Below are 15987 nucleotides of genomic sequence, written 5' to 3'. Positions count from 1 at the left end.
GGACTTTAATTTCCTCATTTTTTCAAATTAAACAGTTTATAATTAAAAATAATATCTTAAGCTATGAAAAGAAAAGTCATTATTTTACTAGGACCCACAGCAACTGGAAAAACTGACATATCAATAGGGTTGGCAAAACTTCTCAATACAGAAATCATAAGCGCAGACTCAATGCAAATTTACAGATACATGGACATTGGCACAGCAAAACCTTCCCTTCAACAGAGAACAGAGGTGTCCCATCATATGATAGATATCGTTAATCCCTGGGATTATTTTAGTGCTGGTGCTTATATTGAAGAAGTTGGTGATATATTTGAAAAATTATTAAAGAAAGATAAAATTCCGTTGGTCGTAGGTGGTACGGGTCTGTATATGAGGGCAATGACTGAAGGAATTTTTGAAGGCCCCGATGCTGATTGGAACTTAAGAAGTAAATTGTTAGAGATTGAAAAGGGTAAACCTGGAAAGCTTTACTCAATTCTACAAGAAATTGACCCCTATAGGGCAGAAAAAATTTCTCCCTCTGATTTGAGAAGAATAATAAGAGCATTAGAAGTTTGCTTTAAAGAGAAAGCAAAGATGAGTGATTTACAGAAGAAGTTTACAAAACCGCTTCCCTATGAATTTATAAAAGTTGGAGTGATTCGCGAAAGAGAGGAGTTATACAGCTTAATTGAACAAAGAGTAGATAAAATGCTCGAAAATGGATTGGTTGAAGAGGTTAGAAATGTATTGAGACTTATAAAGAAACATGGAAAGACGAATTTTCCTTTACCTTCTCTGCAGGCAATCGGATATAAGGAAATTGCCGGTTACTTGGCAGATATTTATCCTCTGAAGGAAGCAATAAGACTTATCAAGAAGAGGACAAAAAACTATGCCAAAAGACAAATTACATGGTTTAGAACTGAAAGAGACATTTTGTGGTTTGATATTTCTGGGAGATACGATAGCGATAGAATTGTAATGGATATTTTCAGTAAAATAAATTTTCTATTGCATAAATAGTTGCATTTAATAATGCTAATATAATATATTTAAAAGTTAAAGGATTAAATTCACGGAGGTTGAAAATTGGTTAGAATTAGACTAATGAGATTAGGAGCAAAAAAGAAACCCTTTTACAGAGTAGTTGTGGCTGATGCAAAGGCTCGCAGAAATGGTCCTTTCATTGAGATTATTGGAACTTATAATCCCAAAAATGACCCGGCAGAAATCAAATTAGATATGGAAAGGGTTAATTACTGGCTTGGAAAGGGCGCACAGCCTTCGGATACGGTTAAAAAGTTAATTGAACGAGTTTCTGCTTAACATACCCAGTGGGGTATTTACTACTCTTTGCACGGAGGTTAGAACATGAGCATGAAGACACTCATTGAGACAATGGCTAAGTCACTGGTGGACAAACCAGAGGAGGTTAAGGTTACTGAGATTGAGGGTGAAAAAACAACTGTTTATGAACTTAGAGTTGCTCCAAGCGATCTCGGCAAGGTTATTGGAAAACAGGGTAAAACTGCAAGGGCTATGAGGACAATCTTGGGTGCTGCTGGAACAAAAGTTGGCAAAAGATGTGTCCTTGAAATCTTAGAATAGTCCAATTAAGTGAATTAAATAAAGGGCGTGATTATCACGCCCTTTTCTTTTGAGTTTTATGATATTTGAAGTTTTGACTATATTTCCTGAAGTTATTGAATGCTACTTGAAGCACGGCATTGTTGGAAGGGCTTTAAAAAGAGGGATTGCTCAGGTGAAGGTATATAATTTAAGGGATTTTACAACAGATAAGCACAAAAAAGTTGATGACTATCCCTATGGTGGCGGTGCAGGAATGGTTATGCAGATAGAGCCTTTTTTTAATGCTATAAAGCAAATAAAAAGCGATGGAAAGAAGAGAAAGATTATTTTACTCTCTCCTCAAGGAAGGAGATTTAATCAAGAAGTGGCTCTGGAGTTTCAAAGAAAAATGGCAGTATTGACTTTTATTTGTGGAAGATATGAAGGAATTGATGAAAGGATTAAAGCTCTCGTTGATGAAGAGATTTCTATTGGTGATTATGTTTTAAGTGGTGGAGAACTGCCAGCTTTAGTTATAATAGATAGTATTTTGAGATTAATTCCCGGAGCACTGGGAGATGAGATTTCAGCAGAAGAGGATTCTTTTATGAAAGGTTTTTTGGATTATCCACATTACACAAGACCTGAGGAATTTGAAGGAATGAGAGTGCCCGAGATTCTTTTAAGTGGAGACCATAAAAAAATAGCTCTCTGGAGAAGAAGGGAAGCTTTGAGAAATACCTTTCAAAAGAGACCTGACTTGTTGAAGAACTTATCTAAAGAGGATATGAGGATTCTCAAAGAGCTTTGCTCTGAAATAAATAAAAAAATTCTGGAGGATGCCTATGAACCAGTTAATAATTAGAGCCATAGAGGAAAGATTTAAAAAGTCTGATATTCCTGATTTTAAGCCCGGTGATACCGTAAAGGTGCATGTAAAGGTTAAAGAGGGAGACAAAGAGAGAATTCAGGTATTTGAGGGAGTTGTAATTGCCCGTAGAGGCGGAGGATTAAGGGAGACCTTTACAGTAAGAAAAATCTCCTTTGGAGTAGGTGTAGAACGTGTATTTCCTCTTCATAGCCCAATAATTGATAAAATTGAGCTGGTAAGAAGAGGAGATGTAAGAAGGGCAAAACTTTATTACCTGAGAACAAAGAAAGGTAAAGAGGCAAAGGTTAAAGAAAAAACTGACTATCAGAAGGCATGAGCCTTTTTGCCTTCGATGAGTCTTTTCGGCTTCAGGGTTATAGCATAATTGCAGGAATTGATGAGGCTGGAAGAGGATGTCTTGCAGGACCTGTTGTCGCAGCATGCGTAAGTTTTAGGGATAGTTTTTTTGTCGAAGGCATAAAGGATTCAAAGGAACTCAGTCCTGAGCAAAGAGAAAGTCTTTTTCAAGAAATACTCAATCATGCCTTTGTGGGCATTGGAATTGTTGATGTAGATTTGATTGATAGAGTTAATATTCTTGAAGCAACTCGTCGTGCAATGATGGAGGCATTTGAAAATCTCGGTAGAGAAATAGAGCTTTTATTAATAGATGCCGTAGAGTTACCTGCATTAAAAGTAAACCAAAAAGCCCTAATAAAGGGAGACCAGAAAAGCGCCTCAATAGCCTCTGCAAGCATTGTAGCGAAAGTAACAAGGGATAGAATAATGAGGCAGTATCATGAAGCCTATCCAATGTATGGTTTTGATAAACACAAGGGATACGGCACAAAAGAACATCTAAAGGCTCTGAAAAAATTTGGTCCCTGCCCAATTCACAGAAAAAGCTTTTCACCTGTAAGAGAGTTAATGTTATTCTAATACATGAAACGCCTTCATATTGAAGTTAAGGGAGTTGTTCAGGGAGTAGGCTTCAGACCATTTGTTTACAACCTTGCACAAAATCTTAATTTAAAAGGATTTGTTACAAATACCTCAAAAGGTTTGACAATTGAGGTTGAGGGTGAAAGGGTTGAAGAGTTTATTAGTAAACTTCAAAACAATCCTCCTCCGCTTGCTAAGATTTACTCAATTGAAAAAACTGAACTTCCACCGAATAATTATAAAACCTTCGAAATTATTAAAAGCATTGATGAAGCAGGGTTTACACATGTTTCAGAGGATGTGTCAATATGTGAAGACTGTCTGAGAGAGCTTTTTACCCCTACAGACAGAAGATATCTCTATCCCTTCATAAACTGCACAAACTGCGGTCCCCGATACACAATTACCATGAAAGTTCCCTATGACAGACCTAATACAACAATGGCTGTGTTTAATATGTGTCCTGAATGCCTCAGTGAATACAAAGACCCAAGTAACAGAAGATTTCATGCTCAGCCCAATGCATGCCCAGTTTGTGGTCCTCAGGTAAGGCTTTTTATAAAGGAAGGTAGTGCTTTAACTGAAATTGAAAATCCAATTCCAGAAGCCATTAGGCTCATAAAAGAAGGCAAGATTTTGGCAATAAGAGGACTCGGAGGTTTTCATCTCTGCTGTGATGCAAGAAATGAAGAGGCAGTTAAAGAATTGCGGAAGAGAAAAAAAAGAAGCAATAAACCCTTTGCACTCATGTCTCCCTCCGTTGAGGCTATTGAAAAATTCTGCCTTGTAAGCGATGAAGAAAGAAAAATTCTTACTTCTCCAATGCGTCCTATAGTGCTATTAAGAAAAAAGCCCCAGTGCAATTTACCAGAGGCATTAGCACCTAAGAATGCCTATCTTGGCTTTATGTTGCCGTACACACCTCTTCATTATTTGCTGTTTTATTATCCAGCTAAAGTAGGAGATTCCTCGTCGTTTTCACTCCTCGGAATGACAGAGGAGGGTAGGAGGGGATTCCTCGTCGCTAACGCTCCTCGGAATGACAGTAAAACAGATACTACGCAGCCTTACAAGGACAACTCAGCCCTTCGGACCTCGGACTTCAGTCTTCAGCCTAACTTTGATGCCCTTGTTATGACAAGTGGAAACATCTCTGAAGAGCCTATTATTACAAAGAATGAAGAGGCCTTTGAAAAACTCAGCAATGTGGCAGATGCTTTTCTCATACACAACAGAGATATATTTATGAGAGTTGATGACTCTGTTGTAAGAGAGCTTGAAGGCAAAATCTATTTCATAAGAAGGGCAAGGGGATTTGTTCCGAAGGCTATACAATTGAAAGAGGAGTTGCCCGATGTTATGGGTGCTGGTGCTGACTTGAAGAATACTTTTACGCTTATAAAAGCAGACTCTGCCATAATGAGCCAGCACATAGGTGATATGGAAAATCTTGAAACAATAGAGTTTTATGAGGAGGTTTTAAACAATCTCAAAGCCGTTTATCGAACAGAGCCATCGGCAGTTGGGCATGACCTTCATCCCTTGTATTTTTCAACAGCTTGGGCAAAGGAGTATGCTGAAAAAAGAGGCATTCCTTCTTTTGCTCTTCAGCATCATTACTGTCATATTGCATCCTTAATGGCAGAGCATGGACTGGATGAGCTTTTCGGAATTGCCTTTGATGGCACAGGATACGGAACAGACGGCACAATTTGGGGAAGTGAGTTTTTATACTGCACTTTGAAGGATTTTCAGAGACTTGCCCATCTAAGACCTGTCAGCTTACCAGGAGGTGAGAATGCTATAAAAGAATGTTCAAGAATAGCTCTTTCTTTGATTGACGATGCTTTCGGTGAGGATATGGATTTGATAATGAGACTGCCTCTTTATAAAGTAGTTTCAGAAGAAAAAATCAGGCAAATACTTAAAATAAAGAGACTTTCTCAATTTAGCCCTCTTTCTTCAGGTATGGGAAGACTTTTTGATGGTGTCTCTTCCCTGATTGGATTATGCCATTACAACACCCATGAAGCAGAGGCAGCAGTAGCCCTTGAAAGTCTAATAGAGGAGGGTAGGGAGTTCTCTGAGAGGGACTGCTACCCCTTTGAATTAGTGAATTCCAATGAGGGAGAGGCTTTAGTTATAGACTACAAGCTAATGATTAGAGAGATTGTAAGGGATTTTTTAAAATCTGAAGCCAAGTCGATTTGTCATTCTGAGCGTAAGCGAGGAATCTCCTTTATTTCATGGAAATTTCACAACACAATTATAAAAATAATCCTCGAACTCACAGAGCATTTCAGAGCAAAATTTGGCTTTGATGCAGTTGGCTTAAGTGGAGGAGTGTTCCAGAATGCCTATTTGATAAGGGAAACCATAAAAGCCTTAAAAAAACTTGGCATAAAACCTCTTTATCACGTAAATGTTCCCAGCAACGATGCCTGCATATCTCTTGGCCAAGCTTACATTGTTGGTAAGAGAGTTAAAGGTTAAGGCATTTCTGAGATTCTTTCTGGATTATCTTTAAACCAAGTCATAAAGCATAGCTCTACCTCACGGTAACCTGTCTGTTTAGCAAGGGTTTCAACTTTATGAATGAACGCTATATCATCATATAAAGGTTTTTCGCCTGCTTTTATGAGGATTTCGTTTATGACTCTCTTTACAATTTTATCGGGCATGACTGTGTCAATGCCTCCCATCATTCTTAAGTATTGATAGGTTATCAACCCAACTCCCTTTATTTTTCCAATAGGGTCGGATTTCCAGTTTGAAAGAGATGAGCTTTTAGCCCACGTTCTTAAGGCTTCTTTATCGTTGTTCGATAGAGTTGACAGATACTTAGCAATTTCCTTCGCAACCTGCCATGAACGCCTGTTTTTCCATATATGAAAGGCTTCTTCATAGTTAAAATTGGCTAAGTTTGACAGAGAATTGACTTTTCCGGTTTTTATAAACTCTTTTTCAAACTCTCTTACCTTTGGAACAACTACTTGAAAATAATTCACTCCAACAGATGTAATTGCTGCATCAAGTAAGATCAGGGGAACATTGCCATTCCACCTTTCAGTAGTAAGGCATCTTTCAGCAATTTCCTTAAGGGCATCATAATCGCTAATATAGGATTTGATTAGTTCCAGCATGTTTACTCCAAATAGTATAACTCTAATGATTATTCATTATGCTATAATTTATTTCAGCCTATGTTGCCTGTAATTTATGTAGCGATTGTTAATCTTATTCACAGAAAGTTTGTTTTTGTGTCCATTCTTCTTGTGAGTATCCTCCTTTTTGGCACATTTGGATATATGATTATTGAAGATATGCGGTTTCTTGATGCACTTTATATGACAGTAATTACTCTCGCTACAGTTGGTTTTAAAGAGGTTAAAGATTTAGACGAGAAGGGTAAAATTTTTACTATAATTCTTATACTTACAGGATTCGGTGTTTTCACATACACTCTTACGGTAGGTGCGAAAATTTTAATAGAAGGAGAGATAAAGGAGGTTTTTAAAAAGCGAAAAATGAGGAAAAAAATTGACTCCATATCAGAGCATTATGTTATTTGCGGTTATGGTAGAATGGGAAGCATAATTGTAAGAGAACTCCAAGCTAATAGTATTCCTATCGTAATTATTGAAAAAAACAAAGCCAATTTACCTGAAAATGAAGAGATTATCTATATCGAAGGAGATGCAACACACGATGAGGTTTTAAAGGCCGCAGGCATAGAGAAAGCAAAAGGACTTATCACTGTTCTACCTTCTGATGCAGAAAATCTGTATGTTGTATTAAGTGCGAGAGAATTAAATAAAAATCTCTTTATAGTTGCAAGAGCTGTTGACAGAGAGGCTGAACATAAGCTAAAGAGAGCTGGTGCTGACAGAGTGGTTTCTCCATACTTTATAGGCGGACTTAGAATTGCTCATACTGTTCTAAGACCAACAGTTGTTGATTTTCTTGAATTTGCTACAAGGGCAGAGCATGTGGAGATTCAGATTGAGGAGATAGAGATTTCAGGTAAATCTCCTCTTGTTGATAAGACCATAGCTCAGAGTGGCTTAGGAAAAGATTTAGGCATCATAGTTATTGGTATTAAGAGAAATGATGGAAGAATGAAGTTTAATCCGACTTCCCAAACAATAATTAAAGAGGGAGATATTTTGATAGTGCTCGGACAAGTAGACAATCTGAATAAATTAGAAAAACTTGCTAAAGGATAGCTTTTAAGTGGTTTAGAGTTCTTTCGGTAGCACCAGACTTCTTTTTGAAAATTTCATAGGCTTTTAACCCAATCGAATTTCTAAGAGAGTTGTTGTTAATTAATTCAAGAATTCGTTTATCAAGAAGTTCCTTTTCAGTCATTATGCAGGCCTGCTCTTTTATGAACTCCTCAATAAAAGGGAAATTATTCATATGAGGTCCGCATATGAAAGACTTTTTCCAGTAAGCAGGCTCCAGTGGATTTTGTCCACCGTGAGGAATAAAACTTCCTCCAATTATTGCAATGTCGCACATTCTATACAGAGAACTTAAGATTCCCATCCGGTCAACAAGCAAAATCATGGTTGAAGGTTTAATGTTGAGGGATGTTTTTATTTCACTTAATTTTGAGAAATAAATTTCTCTTTGTGATAGAGTTATCTTATTTTTTATTACATTTTCAACTCTCTCAAATCTCTCAGGATGTCTTGGCGTAATAATCAAAGTTCCATTAATGTTTAGTTTAATAAAAATATCTGTAATAATCTCTTCTTCAGGTTCATGGGTACTTCCAGCAAGAATTATAGGTTTTGGAATAGAATTTTCCCATTCAAAAGTTATCTCTTTTATTTCGATATCAAATTTCATATTACCAGTAGTGTAAATCCTTTCCTTTTCTGCCCCGAGATTTATAAATCTATCTTTATAAGTTTCTTCTTGAACATAAATGCTGTGAATTTTTCTTAAAAGAGGTTTTATGAAAATTTTTAATTTCTTATAGCCTTTATAGGATTTTTCACTTAATCTACCATTTACAATAAAAACAGGGAATTTCTTAGAGGAGAAAAATATCAAATTAGGCCATAATTCTGTTTCTACCAAAATTAAAGCCTTTGGTTTAAAAAAATTAATCGTTCTTCTGATTGCACAAGGAGTGTCAAAGGGAAGATATATTATTTTTACAGGATAATTCTTAAACCTTTCAAAAGCTACTCTCTGTCCCGTATCTGTTATGGTGCTAATTATAATTTCGTAGTCTTTTGATAAGGCTTTTACAAAGCTTGATATAGCCAATACCTCTCCTACAGATACAGCATGAATCCATATCTTAGGTTTACTGTCAGTATTTGAATATGAAGAAGATTTTGCAAAAAAGCCCATTTTTTCTAATAACCAGCGTTTCCGTATATTAGGAGGTCTTTTAAAGTATTCAAAAGGAAACAAAAAAATCAAACCAATCAAATATAGCAATGTGTATATCACTAAAAAAGCTGTTTGCATAGACTGTAAACTTCCTTTGATGCCTCTTTTCCATGGAAATATCTGCTTATACTTTTAAGAAAACTGATTATTTGCATTCTCTCATAACTGTCATATAGTAGTTTGTTTATTTCTTCGGCTATTTCATAGACATCAAGCTTTTGTATGAACTCTGGTAATCTCCTGTCACCTTCATTCATGAAGTCTGCTATAACATTTGGAAGGGATATGTGTTTTACTCCTTTGATGAGAATTTTACCAATTACATATGAAAGAGGATTTACTCTGTATATTACAATCATTGGAATTTGTAAAAGCGCTGCCTGAAGAGTTGAAGTGCCCGATGTTATTACAGCAGCATCACTCATTGCAAGAGCTGTAAAGGCTTGTTCATTTAGTATTGTTATATTCTCATGCTCTTTAAATTTACTCTTTTCTTCATCGCTGAATTCAATATTAGGGGCTTTTGGTATTATAAAGTGTATCCTCTCTCTGTCGAATTGGTTAATCAATTTAAACATGAAGGGCATATTTCTCTTTATTTCTGAGGGTCTGCTACCAGGCATTAAAGTTAATACGACTTCTCTCTCTATTCCGAATCGTTCTCTGAGTATCTTCTTATCCTCATCACCAATAAAGCCTCTGAAGAATACTCCCCTGTTTCCAAGCTCCTCATGCAATAATTCATACATTGGATGTCCAACATATTTTACAGGGATTTGTGCTTCCCTGTAGATTGTTTCCTCAAAGGGCAGTATTACTGCCATCTGGTCTACAAATTTTTTTATCAGTCTAATTCTTCCTTTTCTCCATGCCCATATCTGAGGACTTACATAATAGAGAACTTTTTTACCTAAAGCCTTTGCTTTGGCTGCAAGTTTTAGATTAAAGTCAGGAAAGTCTATTAAAACAACACCATCGACTTTTCTTAAAAATCCCTCAGCCACCTTCATGTTAGCTTTTATTTTTCCTAAGTGGGATAATACCTCAAAAATTCCGAAGGCGTGTGTTATATCGCCAATAAGTTCAACCCCTGCCTCCTTCATGTGTTTGCCACCGATTCCGAATAGTTGGAAATCTCTCTTAAGTTGACGGGCAAGAAGAGAGCCGTATAGTTCTCCTGAGGATTCGCCTGCTATTATAAGTAGTTTTCCTGAAGGCATCTTAGAATTATCTGAGAGATTTGAAAAATTTCCTCTTCGGCTAATTCAGGATACAGGGGAAGCGAAAAAATCTCTTTTGAGATTTTCTCAGCAACTGGAAAATCTCCTTCTTTGTAGGAAAGAGCCTTTAATGCTCCTTGAAGATGCATAGGAATTGGATAGTATACGACCGATGGAATTCCATGTTTTTGTAAGGTTTTCATTATTTTCTCTCGTCTGTCTGAACGGATGCTGTAGAGATGGAAGACATGATAGACGTTTGTGGGCTCATCAGGCGTTATTACTGCATCACTTAAGTATTTCGTGTATACGGCAGCTTTTTTTCTTCTAAGTTCATTATACTGGTCAATGTATTTAATTTTTACCCTTAAAATTCCTGCCTGAATTTCATCAAGCCGTGAGTTTAATCCTACAGTATTATGAATATATCTTCCGGGAGAACCATGATTTCTTAAAATTCTAATTTTTTCAGCCAGCTCATCATTATTGGTTACAACCATGCCTCCATCACCAAAGCAACCGAGATTTTTGCTTGGATAAAAACTGAAACAACCTATATCTCCTATAGAACCAACTTTTTTGTCTCCTATTTTAGCCCCAAAAGCTTGCGCAGCATCTTCAATTATTTTTAATCCGTATTTACTTGCCAGCTCAATTATTTTTTCCATATTTGCAGGACAACCAAAAATATGAACCGGAATTATGGCTTTTGTGCGAGGCGTAATTTTCTCTTCAATTTTATCGGCGTTTATGTTATAAGTTCTACTGTCTATGTCAACAAAAACAGGCTTAGCTCCCACATAAGTTATTGCCTCTACTGTGGCAAAAAAAGTGAAAGGCGTGGTTATGACTTCATCTCCTTTTCCAATATCTAATGCTTTTAAGGCAAGATGGAGAGCGTCTGTTCCAGAGGCAACTCCAATAGCTTCTTTTACTCCTAAGTAAGATTTTACTTCATCTTCGAATTTTCTCACATTTTCTCCCAGTATGTAATGAGAGCTTTCAAGAATCTCATTTATTATTTCCAGTATTTCATCTTTTATGTTTAAATACTGGGCTTTCAGGTCAATGAATGGCTTCATCAATTTTTCCTCCGTTTATTTTGTTTATTATTTCTATTGTTCTGACTATCTCATCAGGCTTTGGAGCTATGTATGAAAGTCTTTGTTCTTTAATAGACTGAAGAAAGTCTTTTATTTCTTCCTGAAGAGGCTGCTTTTCTTTATTTTTTACGGCTATTTCTATGGAATTTCCTTTTTGGTCAATTTTTACTATAGTTTTTCCTATTAAATCTGCATATAAAGCACTATCTTCATCCATTATTGATAATCTCCTTTCAAAACCATTTGCTACCCGACTTGCTGTAAGATTAGTCCCTATAGTTTTTTCTTTTATTGAAAAGTCAATCCAGACTTGGGAAAAGTCAATTTTATCTGTAACAATACTATTATTGAATGATTTTATTTCCTTTACTTCTGGAGTTTCATTAGTTTCTTTTAATAAATAGAAAATCAAATCTAAGTCATGTATCATGAGGTCAAAGGTTACATGGGTATCAGTGGCTCTTCCTAAAAAGGGTGAGACTCTTCTGGCAACTATAAATTTGGGATTTTTAAGTAAACCAAATAAAGTTTCAATGACAGGATTAAATCTCTCAATTAAGCCTATCTGAAAAATTATACCTCTTTTAATAGCCTCATCAATTAATATTTTTGCCTGTATTGGATTTTCCGTGATAGGTTTTTCTATGAAAATATTTTTTCCTGCTTGTATAAGTTCCATTGTAATTTCAAAGTGAGTTTTTGTGGGTGTTACAATAAAGAAAGTTGTTGCTTCCTCTAAAAATTCTCTGAAATCCTCTGCATGTTTTATGTTAAAGCTCTCTGCAATTGCCCTGCCTCTTTCGGTATCTTTTTCGGCAATACCAATTATATTTACCTCTTCTATTTGAGATAGGGCTTTTATGTGCCTTTCTCCAAAATATCCTGCACCTATTACAACAACCTTATGTTTCACGAATTATTCTGTCTATCTCCTCTTTTGCTTTTTTGAAACCGCATTGTCTCAAAATTGACACAATTTTATTCGAAGCAATTTTTCTGAAAAGTCTTTGCCTTTCCTTACTGTCCCTTATTTTTTCTTTTAAGACTTTTCGAATTTTTTTGAGGTATTTTAAATATAATGCAAATTCTTTGCCATAAATTTCATTTAGTTCCTTTTTAATTGTTTTACTTAAAGCAGGAAATTCTGTCGAGATAGCAATCTTTAAGTTTTCCTTTTCAAAAACTGCAGGCACTATATACTCTACATTATTACTTTCTTCGAAACTTTCTTTTTGCTCTACGCAGTTTATAAGGAACTTCGCATCTTTTTGAATCTGAGAGTTTACTTTACTGTCCGATGTAGCAGCAACTACTATGACAGCATCTCTTAAGTCTTTTTTCGAATACTTTTTTTTTATATATTTAATTTTTCCTTTTTGAATAATCTCTTTAAGGGTTTCTGTAGTCTCTGGACTAATAAGAGTGATATCCGCACCATATTTTAAGAGAGTTTTTATTTTTCTTTCTGCAACTTTTCCACCGCCTATTACAACGCATTTTTTATTTTTAATGTTGATTAAAATTGGTAAAAAGCTTTGCATCTATTGAATTTTAAGTCCATCTACTTTTTTAGCAAATTGGCTGTCGGGAAATTTATCTTTTAGCATTTTTAGATATTGCCTTGCCATTTCTGTCATTTCGATTTTTCTGTAAGACTCTACAAGAAGATATAAAGTCTCATCAAGATTTTTGAAGTCTGGGTAATTTTTAACAATACCCTCAAACCTGCCTATAGCAGCTTTATAGGAACCCTTTTTGTAATAAAATTTTCCTATTATGAGTTCTCCTTCAGCAATTATGTTTCTGCATTTTTGTATTCTAAGAGGCAGGATTTCTCCATATGGATGACGGGGATAGAGTTTTTCAAGTTTGAGAAATTCTTCAAGTGCTTTCTGAGCTGTTCCAGCACCTCTCTCTGCTCCCTCAATCTGCCTGAAATAAGCCATTGCAATGCTATATTGGGCGTATGGGGCATAGGTTGACTCTGGATAGAGCTCTAAAAATCTTCTATATTCTACAATGGCAAGTTCTGGCTCATCTTCTTTAAGATAGGAGTCGGCGATTTTTAGCTGTGCTAAAGGTGCATACTCTTTTGCAGATTCTCTATTTTTTATCTCGAACAAAAGCTTTCTTGCTTCTTCATACTCTTTTTTCCCGATTAGTTCATCCGCTTTTTTGAGATATACGACAGGGTCAAAGTCTTCCTTTTTTACCTCTTTCTTGCCACCACAACTGATTAAACTCAGAGAGAGTAGGGAAATTATCAGAAAATAAAGAAATTTTTTCAAATAAAGCTTCATTTTTACACCTCATGATTAAATGGTTTTTTTTATTTCAAAATCGGTATATCCTTCTGCTTCATCCCAGGTTATTTCGATACTGTCTACCTTAGCATATGGAGGGCCTTCTTTACATCTCTCTATGGCAATAGAGATTTTGTCTTCGTCTCCTTCAAAAACTGCTTCAACTCTACCATCTCTTAGATTTCTAACCCAACCTTTTAGTCCAAGAGATTCGGCTACTTCTCTTGTAAAGGCTCTATAAAAAACTCCTTGAACTCTGCCACTAATTAAAAGATGTGCTTTTTTCATTTTCCCTCCTCAGTAACCTCTTAATGCTTTTAATCTTCTTTGTGCATCAGCCTCCCATCCTCGTTTACCGTCTGTAAGCTGAAGTGCTGTGGAAAGATTGTCAATTGCCTTTGTTCTGTTGCCTACTGACTGATAGTTCACTCCTAAGTAATAATAAAGGTCTGCATTATCATTTATTAGACTCTTGGCTTTCTCAAGAGTATTGATACTCGAATTCCACTGTCCCATTTGATTTTGAGCTACGCCTTTTATAAACATTGGTCTAAAATAAAGACTGTCAAGAGAAATGGCTCTGTCAGCATCAGATATGGCTTCATTGTATCTTTTTAAATTTAGATTTACCAGAGCCCTGTAAGTATAGGCATAATTGCTTCCGTATCTTGTTATTGCTCTGTCAAGAAGATTTAATGCTTGAGTGTAATTACGTGATTTAATGTATTTTTTAGCCTCTTCGACCAAATCATAGGATTCTTTTGTTGATTGTAAAATTCCTTGAACCCTATTGAACTCACTACTGTTCTGTCTTAACCTTTGAGAGTCTCCATACTGCTGAGCTATCATCTGCTGGACATGTCTTATTCGTGTATCTGGTAAAGGATGAGTGCTTAGCCACTCAACAGACATGCCCCTCTCGAGAGTCTTAAATTTCTCAAACATTGTTACGAGGCCTCGAGGGTCATACCCTGACTGATAAGCAAATTTTACTCCCAGTGCATCAGCTTCGTTTTCTTGGTCACGGCTGAATTTCAACTGAAGCAATCCTGCAGAAATCTGAGCAACTGTCATGACTGCTGAAGCATAGTTACTTCCTTGCAAGGCTATTCCCAAAATGCTTACAAGGGCGCTCATTCCGAAGCTTTTTTCAAGAAATTTAGCATGATGCCTTGCATTTATGTGACCAAGTTCGTGGGCTAAAACACCAACGAGTTCGCTTTCTCTTTCCATTTTGAGTAATATTCCTCTGGTAATAAACACAGGCCCGCCTGGCAGTGCAAAAGCATTTATTTCTGGCGAATTTACAATATAAAATTGATAGTCCACCTTTCTCGGAGTAACAGCAGCAATCTTTGCTCCGAGCTGTCTTATGTAATTTTGAACTTCCCTGTCAGGATATAAACCTTCGTTTTCATTTATTCCAGAAGGAACAACTTTCTGTCCTATCTCAATTTCCTGTTTAGTAGAAAGTAGGGTGTAGGTTTTTTTACCTGAGATTGGGTCAACTTCAGCAATACAGGAGAAGGATAAAAGAGAGATTAAAAGAACAATCAAAAGTTTAGAAAATTTCCTCTTCATTTACAACCTCATTTTTAATTTTTGCAACAAGTTCTTGAAGGGCAGGGAATACGTCTGTCCTTAGTCTTCCTGCTACAAGAACAATCATTATGTCATCGCCTACTTTTAACTCTCCCTCATTTATCCATACCTTGACATCTATAATTCCATCTTTTGTTTTTATTTGGTTTATTGCTTGTTCAAGTTTTTCTTTGTTATAGCTAAGTTTCATCCCTTTTACAGCTTTACCATCCTTAGAAGTTTCTCTAACTATTCCATTATGAATTAGAATCATTCCGGCTGATTGGCTTTTCGGATTAGCTTTGATTTCTTTTATCCAATTGTCTATCATATTATGTAGTTTAACAAAAAACTTATTTTTAGTTAAGATATTTTTATACGTAGGAGGGTGTCTATGGAAGAAAAGAAAATAAATGATAAGGTGTTAAGAATAATAATTGGCGATATAACAGAAAGAGATACGGATGCGATTGTAAATGCCGCTAATAACTATCTCAAACATGGAGGCGGAGTAGCAGGAGCTATTGTAAAAAAGGGTGGTCACATAATCCAAGAAGAAAGTGACAGGATTGGCTTTGTTCCTACTGGAGAAGCAGCAGTAACAAAAGCAGGAGCTTTGAAAGCTCAATACGTTATTCATGCTGTCGGACCCATATGGGGCGAGGGAGATGAGGATAAAAAATTAAAAAATGCCGTTTTAAACAGTCTTAAGAAAGCTGAAGAATACGGCCTGAAAAGCATATCCTTTCCAGCAATAAGTTCAGGTATCTATGGATGTCCGAAGGATTTTGTTGCAGAAATTCTTATTAAAACAGCAGTTGACTACATGAAAAAAGAAGCTTCTTGTCTTGAGACATTAGAATTCTGTCTATACGACGAAGATACCTATCGCTACTTTAAGAGAGAGTTTGATAAAATATAAAAAATAAGCCGGGATAGCTCAGCGGCAGAGCAGTCGATTCGTAATCGACCGGTCGTGGGTTCAAATCCCATTCCCGGCT

19 protein-coding genes and 1 tRNA gene are annotated in these 15987 nt (G+C 36.1%); 10 read left to right on the top strand and 10 right to left on the bottom strand.

Annotated elements, in window-relative coordinates; translation table 11 throughout:
* Positions 1-63: 63 nt before the first annotated feature.
* The 7 genes from miaA (at position 64) to ACZ430_RS01530 (ending at position 5863) form a co-directional block, all read left to right on the top strand.
* Positions 64-1011, top strand: a complete 948-nt coding sequence (gene miaA / locus ACZ430_RS01560; protein ID WP_297214077.1) for a tRNA (adenosine(37)-N6)-dimethylallyltransferase MiaA — start codon at positions 64-66, stop codon at positions 1009-1011.
* A 66-nt stretch (positions 1012-1077) separates the two neighbouring features.
* Positions 1078-1314, top strand: coding sequence for a 30S ribosomal protein S16 (gene rpsP / locus ACZ430_RS01555; protein WP_297214074.1), 237 nt, complete (start codon positions 1078-1080; stop codon positions 1312-1314).
* 51 nt (positions 1315-1365) lie between these two features.
* A complete protein-coding gene (locus ACZ430_RS01550; RefSeq protein ID WP_028841925.1) occupies positions 1366-1596 on the top strand; it encodes a KH domain-containing protein in 231 nt (76 codons plus the stop codon).
* Between the two features lie 58 nt (positions 1597-1654).
* The gene (trmD, locus tag ACZ430_RS01545) at positions 1655-2422 is read left to right on the top strand and encodes a tRNA (guanosine(37)-N1)-methyltransferase TrmD (RefSeq protein WP_297214065.1); all 768 of its coding nucleotides are present in this window, start codon (positions 1655-1657) and stop codon (positions 2420-2422) included.
* Positions 2403-2765 (top strand): 50S ribosomal protein L19, encoded by a 363-nt coding sequence (rplS, locus tag ACZ430_RS01540; RefSeq protein WP_028841923.1) that lies wholly within the window; start codon positions 2403-2405, stop codon positions 2763-2765. The genes trmD and rplS overlap by 20 nt, the downstream gene beginning before the upstream one ends.
* Positions 2762-3367: a ribonuclease HII gene (locus ACZ430_RS01535; protein WP_297214058.1), complete on the top strand. Its 606-nt coding sequence runs from the start codon at positions 2762-2764 to the stop codon at positions 3365-3367. Before rplS ends, ACZ430_RS01535 begins: the two co-directional genes overlap by 4 nt.
* 3 nt (positions 3368-3370) lie before the next feature.
* A complete protein-coding gene (locus tag ACZ430_RS01530; RefSeq protein WP_297214055.1) occupies positions 3371-5863 on the top strand; it encodes a carbamoyltransferase HypF in 2493 nt (830 codons plus the stop codon).
* On the opposite strand, the gene ACZ430_RS01525 is transcribed toward ACZ430_RS01530, so the two are convergent.
* Positions 5860-6513 carry a hypothetical protein gene (locus ACZ430_RS01525; protein WP_297214052.1) on the bottom strand — a complete coding sequence of 218 codons (654 nt, stop codon included), beginning with the start codon at positions 6511-6513 and terminating at the stop codon, positions 5860-5862. The genes ACZ430_RS01530 and ACZ430_RS01525 overlap by 4 nt on opposite strands.
* 60 nt (positions 6514-6573) lie before the next feature.
* Here ACZ430_RS01525 and ACZ430_RS01520 point away from each other — a divergent pair, with 60 nt between their 5' ends.
* Positions 6574-7596 (top strand): potassium channel family protein, encoded by a 1023-nt coding sequence (locus ACZ430_RS01520; protein WP_339943038.1) that lies wholly within the window; start codon positions 6574-6576, stop codon positions 7594-7596.
* On the opposite strand, the gene ACZ430_RS01515 is transcribed toward ACZ430_RS01520, so the two are convergent.
* The 9 genes from ACZ430_RS01515 to ACZ430_RS01475 all read right to left on the bottom strand — a co-directional run bounded on the left by ACZ430_RS01515 (position 7586) and on the right by ACZ430_RS01475 (position 15317).
* Positions 7586-8737, bottom strand: a complete 1152-nt coding sequence (locus ACZ430_RS01515; protein ID WP_297214044.1) for a 3-deoxy-D-manno-octulosonic acid transferase — start codon at positions 8735-8737, stop codon at positions 7586-7588. The two genes, ACZ430_RS01520 and ACZ430_RS01515, sit on opposite strands and share 11 nt — an antisense overlap.
* 101 nt (positions 8738-8838) lie before the next feature.
* On the bottom strand, positions 8839-9999 hold the full coding sequence (gene lpxB, locus ACZ430_RS01510) for a lipid-A-disaccharide synthase (protein WP_297214041.1): 1161 nt from the start codon (positions 9997-9999) through the stop codon (positions 8839-8841).
* The gene (locus ACZ430_RS01505; protein WP_297214039.1) at positions 9975-11081 is read right to left on the bottom strand and encodes a DegT/DnrJ/EryC1/StrS family aminotransferase; all 1107 of its coding nucleotides are present in this window, start codon (positions 11079-11081) and stop codon (positions 9975-9977) included. The genes lpxB and ACZ430_RS01505 overlap by 25 nt, the downstream gene beginning before the upstream one ends.
* The gene (locus tag ACZ430_RS01500; protein ID WP_297214037.1) at positions 11065-12015 is read right to left on the bottom strand and encodes a Gfo/Idh/MocA family protein; all 951 of its coding nucleotides are present in this window, start codon (positions 12013-12015) and stop codon (positions 11065-11067) included. The genes ACZ430_RS01505 and ACZ430_RS01500 overlap by 17 nt, the downstream gene beginning before the upstream one ends.
* Positions 12005-12643, bottom strand: coding sequence for a precorrin-2 dehydrogenase/sirohydrochlorin ferrochelatase family protein (locus tag ACZ430_RS01495; RefSeq protein WP_297214035.1), 639 nt, complete (start codon positions 12641-12643; stop codon positions 12005-12007). Before ACZ430_RS01495 ends, ACZ430_RS01500 begins: the two co-directional genes overlap by 11 nt.
* The gene (locus ACZ430_RS01490) at positions 12644-13402 is read right to left on the bottom strand and encodes an outer membrane protein assembly factor BamD (protein WP_297214032.1); all 759 of its coding nucleotides are present in this window, start codon (positions 13400-13402) and stop codon (positions 12644-12646) included.
* A 15-nt stretch (positions 13403-13417) separates the two neighbouring features.
* Positions 13418-13693: an acylphosphatase gene (locus ACZ430_RS01485; RefSeq protein WP_297214023.1), complete on the bottom strand. Its 276-nt coding sequence runs from the start codon at positions 13691-13693 to the stop codon at positions 13418-13420.
* Between the two features lie 9 nt (positions 13694-13702).
* Positions 13703-14986, bottom strand: a complete 1284-nt coding sequence (locus ACZ430_RS01480; protein WP_297214021.1) for a beta-barrel assembly-enhancing protease — start codon at positions 14984-14986, stop codon at positions 13703-13705.
* Positions 14967-15317, bottom strand: a complete 351-nt coding sequence (locus tag ACZ430_RS01475; RefSeq protein ID WP_297214018.1) for a molybdenum cofactor biosynthesis protein MoaE — start codon at positions 15315-15317, stop codon at positions 14967-14969. Before ACZ430_RS01475 ends, ACZ430_RS01480 begins: the two co-directional genes overlap by 20 nt.
* A 63-nt stretch (positions 15318-15380) precedes the next feature.
* On the opposite strand from ACZ430_RS01475, the gene ACZ430_RS01470 reads away from it, so the two are divergent.
* Both ACZ430_RS01470 and ACZ430_RS01465 read left to right on the top strand, forming a co-directional pair.
* Positions 15381-15908, top strand: a complete 528-nt coding sequence (locus tag ACZ430_RS01470) for a macro domain-containing protein (RefSeq protein WP_297214015.1) — start codon at positions 15381-15383, stop codon at positions 15906-15908.
* Between the two features lie 7 nt (positions 15909-15915).
* Positions 15916-15987, top strand: a tRNA-Thr gene (locus ACZ430_RS01465).

This window comes from Thermodesulfovibrio sp. TK500a, from assembly GCF_055381765.1.
The sequence above is the reverse complement of the archived record's forward strand: the minus strand, read 5'-3'. Positions and strand labels throughout refer to the sequence as shown.